General features: G+C 67.9%; 5 protein-coding genes. 1 reads left to right on the forward strand and 4 read right to left on the reverse strand.

Features of this window, described 5'->3' with window-relative positions; translation table 11 throughout:
- The first annotated feature begins 48 nt into the window (after positions 1–48).
- A complete protein-coding gene (locus F0U60_RS06280; RefSeq protein ID WP_395815372.1) occupies positions 49–915 on the forward strand; it encodes a LysR family transcriptional regulator in 867 nt (288 codons plus the stop codon).
- A 10-nt stretch (positions 916–925) separates the two neighbouring features.
- Here F0U60_RS06280 and F0U60_RS06285 read toward each other — a convergent pair whose 3' ends face one another.
- The 4 genes from F0U60_RS06285 to F0U60_RS06300 form a co-directional block, all read right to left on the reverse strand.
- Positions 926–2,017: a fatty acid desaturase family protein gene (locus tag F0U60_RS06285; protein WP_395815375.1), complete on the reverse strand. Its 1,092-nt coding sequence runs from the start codon at positions 2,015–2,017 to the stop codon at positions 926–928.
- Positions 2,018–2,055: 38 nt separating this feature from the next.
- Positions 2,056–8,463 carry an SDR family NAD(P)-dependent oxidoreductase gene (locus tag F0U60_RS06290; RefSeq protein WP_395815378.1) on the reverse strand — a complete coding sequence of 2,136 codons (6,408 nt, stop codon included), beginning with the start codon at positions 8,461–8,463 and terminating at the stop codon, positions 2,056–2,058.
- Positions 8,464–8,486: 23 nt separating this feature from the next.
- A complete protein-coding gene (locus F0U60_RS06295) occupies positions 8,487–10,010 on the reverse strand; it encodes an SDR family oxidoreductase (RefSeq protein ID WP_395815381.1) in 1,524 nt (507 codons plus the stop codon).
- A gap of 268 nt (positions 10,011–10,278) precedes the next feature.
- Positions 10,279–14,205 (reverse strand): Dyp-type peroxidase, encoded by a 3,927-nt coding sequence (locus F0U60_RS06300; protein WP_395815385.1) that lies wholly within the window; start codon positions 14,203–14,205, stop codon positions 10,279–10,281.
- Positions 14,206–14,462 lie beyond the last annotated feature (257 nt).

Raw genomic sequence — 14,462 nt, forward strand, 5'->3', positions numbered from 1 at the left:
GACCGGGCACCAATTGATAGTTCCAGGCAGAGGCCATAGAAAAGTTCGATGGACTTCCCGGAGCTCCCTTTCCTGCGCACCTTTGTGACCGTCTACGAGGCGCGCAGCCTCACGGCGGCCTCGGCGCGCCTGCACCGCACCCAGCCCACGGTGAGCTATCAGTTGCGCCGCCTGGAGGAGACCCTTGGCGCACCGCTCTTCGAGCGCCGCTCGGCGCGTCTCGTTCCCACGCCTGTGGCGGATCGACTCTTCCAGTTCCTCGGTGGCTTCGCCCGTGACCTGCAGGCCGTGCTGCAGGGGGAGGATGAGGGCCGACCGCTGGAGATCGCGGCGGTGTCTGGCTTTGGCCGCTACGTGCTCTTTCCACGGGTGCTCGAGTCGGAGCGGCTGCGGCGGGCGTTGACGCTGCGCTACCCATCAGCCGAGGGAGTCTTCCGCCAGGTGCTCGAGGGGCAGGTGGATGTGGGCTTCTCCTTCCAAGCCACGGTGCACCCGGGCCTCGTGCTGGAGCCAGTCTACGAGGAGAAGTTGGTGCTCGTGGCGGGGCCGGCCTGGGCCCGTCGACTGCGCGTCCAGGCGGACTTCCAGGACGTGCCTCTTGTGACCTACGACGAGGGCGACTACGTGGTGGGCCGTTGGCTCGGCCACCACTTCGGCAGGCGCCATCCGCGCTGGTACAGCACCGCTCACTTCGAGGAGTTGGAGGAGGTGCTGGAGCTGGTGGCGCGCGGACAGGGCGTCGCCGTTGTCCCCGACTTCTGCATCCCCCAGGGACGCTCCCTGCGGGTGGTGGGTTGGGGCAAGGCCGCGCTGACGAACACGGTCTATGTGGTGCAGCGAGCCCACGCGCCCGTGCGTCCGGCCGTCGTGGAGTTGCTCGGCCGCCTGCGCGGGACCGCGGGCGGCACGACGTGACGCGTGCCTCCTAAAGTGTGGGCTGGGTCGGGGCTTCGAGCCTGCGGCGGAGCTCCTCGTGGGTCACCGAGGGCGTACCGTCGGGGCCCACGCGGGTGCGTCCATCATCCGAATAGAGCGCCGGGCGCCAGAACAGCATCCGCAGGGCGTGGAGGTGCGGATAGACGATGGACGCCTCGGGGTTGAGCTCCCGCAGGTGCTTGCGCAGGAGCGGAGCGAACTTCGGGCTCATCGCCGGGAAGATGTGGTGCTCCTGGTGGTAGCTGAAGTTGAGGTGGATCCAATCCATCACCGGGTGTGTTGCCACGCTGGCCGTGTTCACGAAGGGGTTGTCGGTGTCCTCGGACGCCGGCAGGAGCCAGTGGTTGGTGGCGATGTAGATCATCAGGGTGATGTTGCTGAAGAGATGGGGGAGGATGAGCGCGTAGAACGCGCCCCGTGGCCCTAGGACCCAGCCCAGCGTGCCCCAGCCGAGCGCGAGGAGGACCGTGAGGATCCGCTCTCGGGCGCGATTCATGCGCACATGCTGCAACTGGGGTTGGTTGCTGTGATGCCACAAGAAGGCCTGGCCCTGGGCGGTGAAGAAGAGGCTGAAGCTGATGTAGCTGAGCCAGGAGCGCGAACCCGGTGAGATCGCGTGGAAGAGCTTGGCGAACCACTGGGTGCGCCATTCGTGCTGGCGCGGGAGGATGTCTGGATCCCGGACATGGATGTTCGCCGCGCTGTGATGCGCCTGGACGTGCCAGGCGCGCCAGTTACCAGGGGTCACCAGCCACGGGCTGAAGCCGATCCACCCGAGGAGCTCCTCGAGCACCTTGCTGCGGAACACGGCGTGGTGCAGTGCCTCATGGGCGACGAAGCCGACGGTGACGAGCATCTGCCCGAGCACAAAGGAGATGAGCAGGCACGCCCACCAGGGCAGCCGCCCGCTCCCCACCGCCCACACGAGGGCGATCATCACGGGCACGTGCGCGAACGCGAGGACCCCTCGCAGGGGCTGCTGCTTGAAGGCTTCTGGTGGCATCACGCTGCGCAGCTCGGCGCGGAGCCGTCGGTAATCATCGACCGGGATGCGGGCCGTGGAGGGAGTGGAGGAGCTCATGTGTTCATCCGATCTGGAAGTGTCGAGCGGGTGATGTCTCAGGTCATGGGTCGGGCGAGGCCACCCTCGAGCAACATCTGGAGGCGCCCCGCTCCGTCGAGCGCCGCGACGCTGCCGCACTGGAGGAGGTCTCCTTCCAAGCGCGGCGGGAGGGCCTTCAGGGCGAGGCGGTGCGGTGCGCCGTCCTTCCCATCCACCAGGCCCCGGTCGAACGTCGCTCGCCGGAACTTGATGGGCGCGAACACGGCGCTCGACACCCCATCCACGTGCATCGCGCTCAGCCGCAAGGCCGCGTCCAGCACGAGCGCGGGGACGGTGCTTCCCGCCTGCCGAGGCGCCGTCGGCAGGTCGAGCCGCGCGAAGCGAGCCGTCGGCTCGAGCCGGATCTCCTCCAGACAGTCGAACATCTTCCGTAACTCGATAGGGCCCCCGGCGGCACAATGGGGATCATGGACGGCCAGGCCGCTCCCCGAGGGTGTGGCCGCCTCGAGTTGCGGCGTGGCCTGGGGGGGCTCCGTGGTCAACGTGAAGCGGGCCTCGGCGTAGACGATGTCTCGCTCGAGCACCACCCCGGAGGCATGGATGATGTCGCCGGTCAGCTTGACCCGCACGCAATGGCGGCCGGGCTCGTCGGCCACCTGGGTGCACTCGGCTCGCAGTTGCTGCCGCCCCCCTGGCTTGACGCGGATGAAGCGCGAGAACTGGACGTCCTCAATGGTGACTGTGCGCAGCTCTGGCCGTCCCTCGCCGAGCGCGGCTTGCAGCATCAAGTCCAGGGCCCATGCCCCGGGCAGCGTGGGCGTGCCGCGGACGAGGTGGTCCTCCAGGCAGGGAACGCTCGTTGCGTCGACCACGAGCTCACGCCGCACAGGCCCCGCGGGCAGCAGCTCCAGCCCGTAGTACGCACGCTCGTTCTCGGTGAGCTGCACGTTGATGGGCTCGCGCGGCCGTCCCTCGACGAGCTGGAGGAAGAGCGCTTCGCCTTCCTCGGCGCGGATTCCACGCAGCTGACGGCTGGCTCCAAGCACGCGGTACTCCGAGCCGCGCGTCATCCCGATACCGTCCCAAGCCAACCACCCCACGCTGCACCAGCGAACCTCCTGGCTGGCCTCGCTGACCCAGGCGCAGAGTCGATCCAGCGCCTCGTTGGCCGCTCCGTAGTCCGCCTGTCCATCATTGCCAATGAAGCTGAAGGCGGAGGTGAGGACATGGAAGGGCACCGGTCGCGCGAAGCTGCTCGCGCAGGCCTCGCGAAGATTGCGCAGCCCGAGCAGCTTGGTGCCCAGGTTGGTTCGTAGCTCGGCGAGGCGCCGGCGGTTCAACTTCTTGGAGGTCTGGGTGCCGGCACCGTGGACCACCAGGTCCAGGCGTCCGTGCTCGTGGGCGAGCTCCTGAATCACCCGCTCCACCTCCTCGGGCCGGGTCACGTCCGCGACCCGATAGACCATCTGGCCGGGGAGCCGCGCGAGTCCCTCGAGCGTGGCCCGCAGCTCTCGTGCTGCCAGGTAGCGCTCGAAGCGCTTGCGTAGCTCGGGCATCCGGGCGGTGTGGTTGCTGGCCAGCTCGGAGGCGTAGAACTCCCGCTCCACCTGCGGGAGCTCCTCGTCGCGCGCCTGGAGCACGCGGTCGGGGACCTCTCCCGGATCGCTCCGGCCGATGAGCACGACCTTGCACCCGTACCGCTTCAGGAGCGCTCCGGCGAGGACCGCGGTGACACCGCGGCCGCCGCCCGTGAGCAGGACCACCGAGCGCGTATCGAGCGGAGTGGGGGCGGGGTCCGCCGGGACGTCCGTTGGTCGGAGGAGACGAACGCAGCGCCGTGCTCCATCGAAGCAGACCTCGACCGAGGGCTCTCCCTCCTCCTCGGAGCCGAGTTCGGTGGCGACGAGCTCGAGCGCCGCCGGGAGCAGGAGCGGAGAGGTGGAGATCGCTCGGACATTCCGGGCCGGGACCTCGCGTCCGATGGACTTGAGCATGCCAGCGAACAGCCCGGTCACGGGGTGCAAGGTCCCGCGCGTGCCGACCCCGCCGATGCACAGGCTCGCCAGCTCGACCTCTCCGGCGGTCAGGCGATCGTAGGCGCGCCGCGCGGCGAGGAAGAGCAGCTCCAGCGCCTCGTGGTGCAGGGCCGTGTTGGAGATCACCTCGGACTCGCCAGCCCCAGGTTCGAGCCGACAGACCGCGAGGATGACCTGCGGTTCGAAACCAAGCGCTTCGAGGCCGGCTTCGGCGGTCTCCTCACGTGTGAGGTCGATGTAACGGAGCCGTCCCAGGGCTCCGGAAGCCCTCGCGCAGAGGATGAGGTGCTCGGGCCCGCACAGCGCGTCCGCCTGGGTCGCGAGCTCGTGCGCCAATGCCTCATCCTGCGCGATGAACAGCACGCGCTGGCCTCGGAGGTGCGACGGCCGGGTCGACCGCGCGACGCGTTCGACGAGCACCGGTGCGTGGTACCGGATCGGCGCCGCGTGGTCGAAGCCTCCGGACGGCCCTGGGGCGGCGGACGCCGGAGTCGGCGCGTCAACCTGTGCCGTCCGCGATTCCTGGACCTCCGCGGGCCGGTGGGCGGTGGGCCGGACATTCTCCGTGGGCAGAAGCTGAAGCTCGAGCCGGGTTCCGGTCGCGGCATCCGGGTGGAAGCGCAGCGTGGTCGCGCGTCCCTCCGCGGCGGCCATCACCGACCGGAGGACCTCCAGGCTCTCGCTGGCCGAGTGTGGCGGAAGCTCGAGGCCAGGCCCGGTGCTCGTCCGAGCGTCAACCGACATCCTGACATGGCACAACGGCTTCAAGCCCAGCGCTTCGGCCTTCGTGGCCGTGGTGACCGCCAGCATCACCACACCCTCGGCCGGCTGGGACGAGCCCAGGCCTTCCCCGGGCCGGAGGACGTGCGTGCTGCCCACGAGCACCAGCTCGAACCCGCTCTCCAGCAGCCCGCGCGAAGCCCGGAGCGCCCCGGCGAGCGAGTTGGCTCCCGCGTCGATCACGAAGTTGGGGCCCTTGACGTCGAGCGCACCCGCGATGCGTCCCGGCGTGACGTTGGGCATCATTCCCTGGAGTGTGTAGGGGCCAGATGGACGGAGGGCGCCCGTCACCGTCTCATAGAGGCGGTCCGCGAGTGGCAGGACCGGGGCGAACTCCGGAGCGCGCTGGACGTACTCGCGGATCCGGCGCTGCGTGGAGGAGGCCAGCACGCGCTGGGTGGCCTCTACGCCGCGGCGGGTCTTCCCCTCGAGTCCGAGGACAATGGCCGTGCCCGGGCGCAGCTTGTCGAAGGCACCGAGCTTCTGGACGAGCGAGCTCGCGACGACGAGCCCGAGGCTCTGGGTCGGATCCATGTCCTCAGCGATGTCCGGCAGGAGGCGCACCGAGGGGGGCAGACGGATGGCGTTGGTATCGAAGCGTGTGCCCACCTCGACTGGCGCTCCTGCCACCGGAATACCCCGCGCATCCGGGAACAGCCCTTCCGCGGCCACCACCACGAGCCCAGCCTCCGTGGTGGGAACGCTCCTGGGGAGCGCCGTAGGCAGGCCGCCGCGGTACTCCTCGAGCACCAGGTGTGCGTTGGTGCCTCCAAAGCCGAAACCGTTCGTGGCGGCACGGCGGGGATGCTCTCCATTCTCAGGCCAGGGCTGCTCGCGCGTGCACACCTCGAAGTCAGAGCCAAGCGCGCGCAGCTCGGCGCCCGGCCGGTCGAAGTTGGGCTGTCGCGGGAAGACGCGGTGTTCGAGCGCCTTGCACAGCTTGATGACCGAGGCGACGCCCGCGGCCCAGCCGACATGGCCGATCAAGGCCTTGACGCTGGAGAGCTGAATGCCGCTCCGTTTGCCGCCGAAGACCCGCGCAATCGACTTGAGCTCGGTGGCATCCCCGGCCGGCGTAGCCGTTCCGTGCGCCTCGATGTACTGGATGGTGGATGGCTCGACGTGGGCCATCGCGTAGCACGCCTCCATCGCGGCCACCTGCCCATCCGAGCGCGGAACATTCGCCGAGCTGCTCCGTCCATCGCTGGAGAGCCCCGCGCCGCGGATGATGGCGTGGACCCGGAGGCCGGACGCGATCGCGTCCGTCAGGCGCATCAGGCCAACCACGCCCGCGCCCTCTCCGAAGATGACGCCATCCGCTCGCTCATCGAAGGGTCGGCTGCCCGTGGCGGAGAGCCCCTTGAACTGGGAGAAGAGGCAGCTGTTGCCGGGACCAGGAGAGAAGACACCTCCCGCCAAGATGAGATCGGCCTCACCGAGCTCGAGCGCCTTCATTCCCAGCGCGATGGCGTAGAGCGAGGATGCACAGGCTGCGTCGAGCAGCATCGTGGGGACGCCGCGTCCGACCACGTCCGTCACCACTGCCTGGAGGGTGGGGTGCGGAGCCAGCTCGGTGGACCGGGCCTCGAGCCCGAGGGCCGTCCGTGCCGCGCGAGCGAGAGCGGCGGTTTCAGGTCCGTTCTCTCCCCGCGTGCGCAGGAGGGCTTCTCCGGCCTCCAGGCACAGGGCGGCGTCGTACTCGGCGGACCCATCTGCCGTAGAGCCGAGCAGACACTGGATGCGCTCCGGTGGGCGCGAGGCGGCGGCCCGCAGGCCGGACATGACCTGCGAGAGCGCGATCGCCAGCAGCTTCTGTTCCCGGACGTAGCTTTGGAAACGAGCTGGGTCGAGCCCGGGCGGTGAGACCAGGTCCGTGTCCGATACGTGCCCTGTGAGCAGGGTATAGGTGCGATCCGGTGTACCCGCGGGGCCCGCGAAGTCCGTGACCCACTCGGGGTGAAGCACGCCCTGGTCGACGATGCCGCTGAGGCCCTGCCGGATGTTCTGCCAGTACGTCTCTGGATCCTTCGCGCCGCCAGGAAGGATGCACCCGAGGGACACCACGGCAATGGCCGCAGGCGCGTCGGTCATGGGAGTGGGAACGCTGGGCGGAGATTTCGCCGGGAGCGTGCCGCCGATGACGGTGACCTCGATGGGCGTATCGGAAGGAAGGACTCGCTGGACGATGCGAGCCAGCCGCCCGTCCGTCCCGCAGTCCACGAAGCGGGTGCAGCCCGCACGCACCAGCGTCTCCACCGCGCCGAGGAAATCGAAGGGACGCACCAGGTGGGAGGCGAGCGCATTCGCCAGCTCGTCGTGCCCACCGGTATACACGCGCCGTTCGATCGGCGAGTAGATGGGGGCCTGCGGCGGGTGCACGGACAAACCCTTGAGCATGGCGCGAAACGCGTCCGCGGCCGGCGCCATGCAAGGGTGGTGGAAGGGGTAGCGGCTGGAGACAAAGGTAAACCCCTGCCCGCGGCTCTCCAGGAGCGCGCGGAGTTGTTCGAGCTCCGCACGCGAGCCCGCAATCACTGTCTGGCGGGAATGGTTGCGACCCGCGATCTCCAGGTTCCGAGCGCCGCAGTCCGCGATGGCCCGGGCGGTCTCCGCCTCACCGAGGGCAACAGCCGCGAGGGTCCCGGCATCATCCGGTATCGTCTGGAGCGCCCGGATGCGCCGGCAGACCACCTCGGCTCCGGTGCGCAGGTCGAGCGCCCCCGCCGCGGTCATGGCGGCGATCTCACCGAAGCTGTGCCCCACGAACACGTCCGGGCGCACGCCGTTCTGCCGCAGCCATCGGGCTCCGAGCACGCCGGAGAGGAAGATGCCGAGCTGGTCGAGCTGAGGAGACTGCGCGAGCACTCGCCCCACGGCGGCGGTGTCGGGGGCCTCGAGCAGGGGAGCCACGTCGAACCCGAGCGCTCGACACGCGTCCGCGACGGTCGCGAGCTCATCCCGCAGCTCCGGAAGCAGCGCCTTCAGCTGGACAAAGAGCACAGGGTCGAACGAGCCCTGCCCAGCAAAGAGGAAGGCCGTGGAGCCGGGCGGCAGCTGCGGCTCGCTCGTGAGCACCGGCGCGGTGTCCACCAGCCGGGAGGTGCCGAGCGAGGCTGGGTCCGCCAGGAGGTTCTTCGCGAGCTGCCTGATTCCCTCCGGGAACAGCTCGTTGATGGCGGCACCCCCGCGCAACACGCGGTCCCGGAAGCTCTGTGGGGCCTCGGGCTCATGGATGCGCGTCATCGCCTCGAGGCAGCGCTGGAAGGACTCGGGAAACGTCCGCAGGGTGCCGAGTTCCTTATCGGCACACAGGACGGTCTGATACCCGCAGGCCACCGGAGTGCCATCGCTCTTCAGGGTCCGGAAGCAGAAGCGCAACGAGACCTCGCCCCGCTCCTCGAGCGACGTCAGCACCACGAGTCGGTCGCCCAGGGCCGCGGGAGCCAGGTTGCGCGAGTAGCCCTCATAGGTGAGCAGGAGCACCCGCTCGAAGTCGCGCCGGAACTCCGGCACCTCGAAGAAGTGCGGGCTGAAGAGCAGGTGCTCGCGCCCGGCGCACTGGAACTTGAAGTTGGTGAGGAAGTGATGGCTCCCGTAGGCCATCGTGTCATCGAAATGAATGTCATACGGGACGGCGAAGAAGCCCATGGCAGGTCGCTCCGGTGGAAGGCTCAGGACTCGCGGGACAGGCGCGCGGGGTTGCTCGGGATCGGCAACAGCCCATCCACGGTTCCGGAGAGTCCGGCGTCCACCACCCAGATGGCCCCGTTCACGCGTTGCGTCTTGGGCCCCAACAGGAGCTCGGTCACATCGGCGACGTCATCGGCGGTGCACAGCTTCCCGCCGGGCGTGGCCGCCTCCCAGCGCGCGACGCGTCCGGCTGCGTTGGGGAACATCCCGAGCAACTCACCATGCACCGGCCCCGCGGACACGCAGTTGGTGCGGATCCCCTCGGGGGCCAGCTCCGCGGCCAGGTAACGCGTGAGCGATTCGACACCCGCCTTCACCACGCCCTGACATCCCAGGTCGTGCATGTACCGCTGGGACATGGAGGTGGACATCGTCACGATGCTGCCGCCGCCGCGCCTGGCCATCAGCGGACGCGCGCGCATCGCACACTCGTAGGTGCCGGTGATGCAGGTGCGGAACGCCTTGTCCCAATCGCGCGGAGTAATCCGGGAGAAAGGCCCGATGAGGCCGTTGGACGCATTGCACACCAGGAAGTCGAGGCCTCCGAACTGCTCCGCGATGGTGGAGAACATCCGCTCCAGGTGCTCCTCCTGGGCGACGGAGCCCCACAGGTGCAACGCCTTCCCGCCAGTGGCGAGGATCTCCTGCGTGGTCTTCTCCCCTTCATCCCGGGAGTGGAACGAGTTCACCAGCACGGTCGCACCCGCCCTGGCCAGCCGCGTGGCGATGACCTTGCCGATGCCCTTTCCGGAGCCCGTCACGAGCGCGACCTTCCCCGCGAAGGGCAGGGTGGGTTGTGGTGAGACGGGGGACGGCGAGGGCCGCACGGGCGCACTCGCCTCGCGCGAGGGGGCCGCCGACTCGGTAGGCGTGCCCTGCAGCGCGCGAGCTGCTTCGCAGATGGCCGCTAGGGTCCGCAGTCGCTGGGACGGAGTCGGGCCCTTGGCCAGGCCGAGCTCCTTGGCGAGCACAGCCAGCACCTCGGCCTGCTTCACGGAGTCGATTCCCAGCTCGTCCTCCAGATCCGCCTCCAGGGTCAGGAGCTGCTCGGGGTAGCGCGTCACCCGCGCGAACACGGCGCGCACACGCTCCTCAAGGTCCGGTACAGCGCGTGGGCTCGGCGGCGCCGCGAGCGCTTGGGATGAGCTTGGTGCAACCCATGCTGCGGGGGCTGGTGAGGCTTTAGGCACCGGCACGACGCTGGGGGCCGGTGTCTGTGATTGGGACGAGCCCGCGAGCAGCTGGGTCACCATGTCCGCGATCGCGCCGAGCGTTCGGGCCTTCCCGCCCCGGGGAAGACGTTCGGGAGGGAGGTTGAACTCGCGTCCGACCACGGCGGCGATCTCGGCGAGCTTGACTGAGTCGATGCCGAGCTCGTCCTCGAGCTGTGCGTTCGCCGTGAGGATGTCCAGGGGATATCGGGTGACTGACGCAGCGCAACGACGAACCTGCTCCAGGACGTTCATCGGCGCATGGGCGCCCTGCTGTGTTGGACGTGAAGACATTCCGACCCCTCGCTTTTCGAACCTGCGCGGTGATGATGGTGCTTGGTGGCTGACGCCGTTCTGATTTGCACCAGGGGTCTGACATCACCTGCGTTGAGACGTTCTTCGCGGCCAGGCGCTCGTCGGCCTGAGCAGCGGCCGGCCATCTCACGCTCGAAATCGATACGGGAATTCCATCACGGTTAGGAATTGCGGTAGGGCTGGATGCGATGTAGGCCGCGCGAGGGGGTCTTCCTCGCGCGGGTGCTGCTACCGGAGTGGTCGCGGCTCAGCTCTTGTCTTCAGGTGTGCTGAGCGGACGCCGCTGGTGCTGGGCCTGGTGTTCCGGGTACATGGCCACGAAGAATTCCGACCAGCCGCCCATGCGCACGCGCAGCACATCGTACTTCTCCGGGTTTCGCGCGGCCTCCGCGAAGGTCTCGGGGTTGGCGCACGTCACCGTCAGGAGGTTGGAGCCCCTGCCTTCGGCGAACGCGGTGAGCGCCCGCTGGAGCGAGATGACGGGGAATTCCTCGCGGATGTTGAAGTCCGTGGGAGCGCCGCTCGTGAAGGCATCCGCGCCCTGCCCCGTGAAGCCGGAGAGCGCCTGGATGAAGCTCGCCACCTGGTGTGTCACGGGTTGGTCCGCGAAGCCAGGCGACGGGCTCAGGTCCGAGGCGAGCGTCTCCCCGAGGCGCCGGCCATCCGCCGAGGCTCCGAACATGGCGCCGAACTCGAGGTAGTTCTCGAACGTCCCCACTCCCGGTTGCACCTGGAACCCGCCGAAGGGCTTGTCCGGCGTTCCGAGTCGCCGTGCGAGCTCCACCATCTTCTGGGCGGTGGGCTCCGCCGGCTCGGTGAAGACGCGCACGGCCGTCTCCGCGACACGCCGGAGCAGCTCGTTGCCGATGAGGTCGATCTCCTGGTGGCCTCGGCCGTACCTGGGCAGCGCCATGGCCACCTCTCGCAGCTTCTTGAAGCGCTCGGCCTTGCCTTCGATGCGCGCCGGACCGGCGAGCGTGCTGATGAACGGCTCGTCCATCCGATAGCCCCAGTCGCAGATGAGCGCCTCCACGAGCTCCGGCAGCGAGGTCACCGCGGTGCCCGGGTCGAACACCATCTTCTGGATGGCGTACAGCGAGTTGATCACCGTGGAGAAACCGGTGAAGCAGGGGGCCACGACGTTGTAGCGCGCCCCGCCCTCGTAGAGGTCCAGCCCCTTGTCCAGGCAGTCGTCGATGAACACGGACAGCAGCGGCGACGGGCAGACGGCGCTCATCGTGCCGAAGACGCCGAGCAGCCCGTCTACCTGCTTGGCATACATCCAGCTCAGGTGCTGGAAGAAGAGCTCCTGGAGCTGCTCGAACGAGCGAATCTCCTTGGGGGGTGGCGAGGTGAACGACACGCGCTGACCGCGGAAGTACATGGGGCCGGCAGTGGTCCAGCTCTTGCCCTGGTTGAGCGCGGCCTCGAGCGGCTGGAGGAGGCACATCCCGCCCAGGGTGAACCAGTTCTGACCGATGAGCTGCGGCTCGTAGCAGCCATCGCAGGCGTAGTCGCGTGCGGCCTGGAGCGCCACCTCGCTGCGCCACGTCCCTCCGGCCTTGGCCGCCACGGGCGTGAAGGCTGTCTCTCCGGTGCCATTGCCCACGCCGTCTCCGCTGTGTTTCAGGCCGGGGATGATCTTCTCATCGCTGAGCAGGATGGGGTGCGCGCCGCCGCTCAGCAGCGCGAGCGCGGCCTCGTGCAGGTACTCCTGGGGGATGTCTTTGCGCACGCGCAGGGACAGGCAGGGCGCGTTGAGCGGCAGACGGCGGGCGGCGCGCAGACACAACAGCGTCACCCGGTTGTACGCGGGCTTGCCCTCTCCCGGCGTCTCATCCGCCACGGTACCGCCCACGGTCACTTGTTGAATCCACTGGTTGTTGGCGGCGCCCTGCGGGTAGTTGCCGCTCATGCCTCCCATCGCGAGGTTGCCGTAGGGCTGGTGATCCTCGACGAACTGGCGGTTGAGCTGCACCTTCTCGCCGACCTTGATCCAGAAGCAGTCGATGATCTCCTGCGCCTGTTCGTCGTCGAGCAGCCCGTTCGCCACGTCCCGTTCGTAGAAGGGGTAGAGCAGCTGATCCAGCCGGCCGATGGCCGTGGGCTCGCCGATGAGGTGCAGGCACGAGTGCATCGTGAAGATGAGCTGGGCGGCCTCGAGGAACGTCTTGGGAGGCGCGCTGGAGAGCCGCTTCATCCGCTCCGCGATGGCCAGCAGGTTGTCCCGCTCGGCTCTCCGGCCGCTCTCCTGGGTGGACGCCAGCTTCTCCGCGAGCCGCGCGTAAGCCAGACAGTGCTCCTGGACTCCTTCGAGCGCCCGCAGGACGCCCCGGTAGAACTGGCGCTTCTTCTCGTCAGTCGTCGAGTCGTGTCGGGCGTTCACCTCGGCCACGAGGGCTCCGAGGCCCTTGTCCAACACCCGCTGGAAGCCTGGCACGAGGTGGCCGACGCCGGACGCATGGCTCAACCCAGCGAAGAAGTTGCCGAGGCGCTCCTCCTCACGGGCGTAGTCGATGACGTAGCGGCCCTGTCCGAGCCCGAGGTTGGGCAGGGCTCCCACGATGAGCTCCGCCGGGTGGATGCGGTAGGTGTCGGCACCGTTGTACCAGTTGCCCTTCGGGTCCCGCCGCCGTCCTCGGAAGCCATAGTCGGGGTCCACGAAGACATCCCCGAGGCTCACCTTGATGGCCCAGCCCATGCGCTCGACGATGGAGAGTCCCATCACCTCTCGGGCCTTGTCGGCGCCGTACTTGCGCGCGACGTAGGCACACAGGTGTTGGAGCTCCTGTTGGCACCGATCGAAATACCAGTTGTCCTGCCAGCGGGAGAAGGCGTTGGAGAGCAGCTGCAGCACCCGGTGGGAGGGCGGCAGGTACTTCTCGCGATCCTCCCCGGTCATCGTGGACATCTCAAACAGGTAGTTCTTGTGGTTGTACTGCATGTACCCATTCGACGAGGCCATGTCGAAGTGCCGGTCCAGTCGGCTCCAGTCCACTCCGGGAAAGCGCGTCCAGTCCGTCTCATCCACCCCCGCGAGTGGCACAAGCTCCAGGCCAAGGTCCGCCTGGCTGGGGACGTAGTAGAAGCCTCCCAGGTTGGCGCGCATCTCGGAGAGGAGCCGGTCCCGCATGAAGCCGCTCGTGTCTCCTATCTGCTGGTTCATGATGGCCTCGAGCACCTGGGTGCTCCGGGCATAGCCCGCGAAGTAGAGCCCCTCCTCGTCTCGAAGGCTCGCCCCCTTGGCGCGCAGTTCATCGTTCTCCAGGGAGCGTGCCCGTCCGAAGGGGAGGCTCAGCCGGAGCACCTGCATGGTGTCGCCCTGGGCGTCTTGCACGCGGGCGCTCTTGATATGGCTTCGGTCGTCATGAGAGGGGATGAGGATGTCCTCGGTCGTGCGCCCCACGAGGTCCTCCACCTGCTGGGGGCTCATGTTGAGCAGGTGCTCCCAATTGATGATGAAGCGCTGCGCGAGCACGAAGGAGGCTCCCACATGCGCTGGATCCTCGAAGCCGACCAACGAGTGGGTCTGGATGGAGACGGGGTCGGCGGGATTGTTCAACGTCTCGGAGAACCGGCAGCCGAGGACCTTGCCACCGCGCTTGTCCGGACGCGTGGACTTCGTGGCTGCCTTCTGGTGGTCGCCGGGCCTGGCAAATGCACAGCGCTCCTCCTCTACCAGCCGCTTGCGGATGAACTCGAAAACTCCATCACAGTGTGACTCCTCATCGGACTTGATGTGGAACCAGAGGTCGCCTTGCGAATCGATGAAGGTTCCATTCGAGCGGGAGAACACGGACGAGCGGTAGGTGGGTGCATCCTGCTCCGGGAAGAGGAGCTTCATGCCCACGGGCATCTCGGTGCCTGCCTCCGCACACCACTCCTGCCAGAGCCGGAAGCCCACGCCGACGATGGCGCTGGTGTTGGCGCTTCCGTAATTCGTATGGATCTCCTCGCGGACGTCTGCCATCAGCCGTCGGAGGATATTCAGGGTCACGGGGTTGCCGGTTCCCTCGGGGTTGCGCCAGAAGGTCGCGAACAGCGCGTACGGCGCGGGATAGACCAGGCCACGCTGCACGAGCCCCCAGAGGTCATGGCTGATCTGTCGTCCACGCCGCGTGGACAGGCGCTCCGCGGAATGCTGCTCCAGTGAGATTGGAGACACATCGTTCATGTAGAGATTCCCCCGAAAACAGTGATGAGGCGCCTTTCCAGGAAGCCCCATTGAGACATTAACAGGGGTGCGGATTCCCTGTCGCTGGGGCGCGGGCAAGGGAACAGGAATTAACTAAACCGTGGCGCTTCATCTCTCACGGACGTGAGGGAGATATACGAGAAATCCGCCATGATATTTGTGTGTGTTCGTCAACAATCATGCTGGTCAGGCCGAATGCGTTCGAACGCTCATGACTTGCGCTCCACCGAGGCCGT

This window comes from Archangium minus (genome assembly GCF_044360475.1).
GTDB lineage: Bacteria > Myxococcota > Myxococcia > Myxococcales > Myxococcaceae > Archangium > Archangium minus.

What these genes read in the sequence shown, in the direction of transcription:
- F0U60_RS06280 (WP_395815372.1), top strand. Translation starts at nt 49, where the DNA reads ATGGACTTCCCGGAGCTCCCTTTCCTGCGCACCTTTGTGACCGTCTAC.
- F0U60_RS06285 (WP_395815375.1), bottom strand. Translation starts at nt 2,017, where the DNA reads ATGAGCTCCTCCACTCCCTCCACGGCCCGCATCCCGGTCGATGATTAC.
- F0U60_RS06290 (WP_395815378.1), bottom strand. Translation starts at nt 8,463, where the DNA reads ATGGGCTTCTTCGCCGTCCCGTATGACATTCATTTCGATGACACGATG.
- F0U60_RS06295 (WP_395815381.1), bottom strand. Translation starts at nt 10,010, where the DNA reads ATGTCTTCACGTCCAACACAGCAGGGCGCCCATGCGCCGATGAACGTC.
- F0U60_RS06300 (WP_395815385.1), bottom strand. Translation starts at nt 14,205, where the DNA reads ATGAACGATGTGTCTCCAATCTCACTGGAGCAGCATTCCGCGGAGCGC.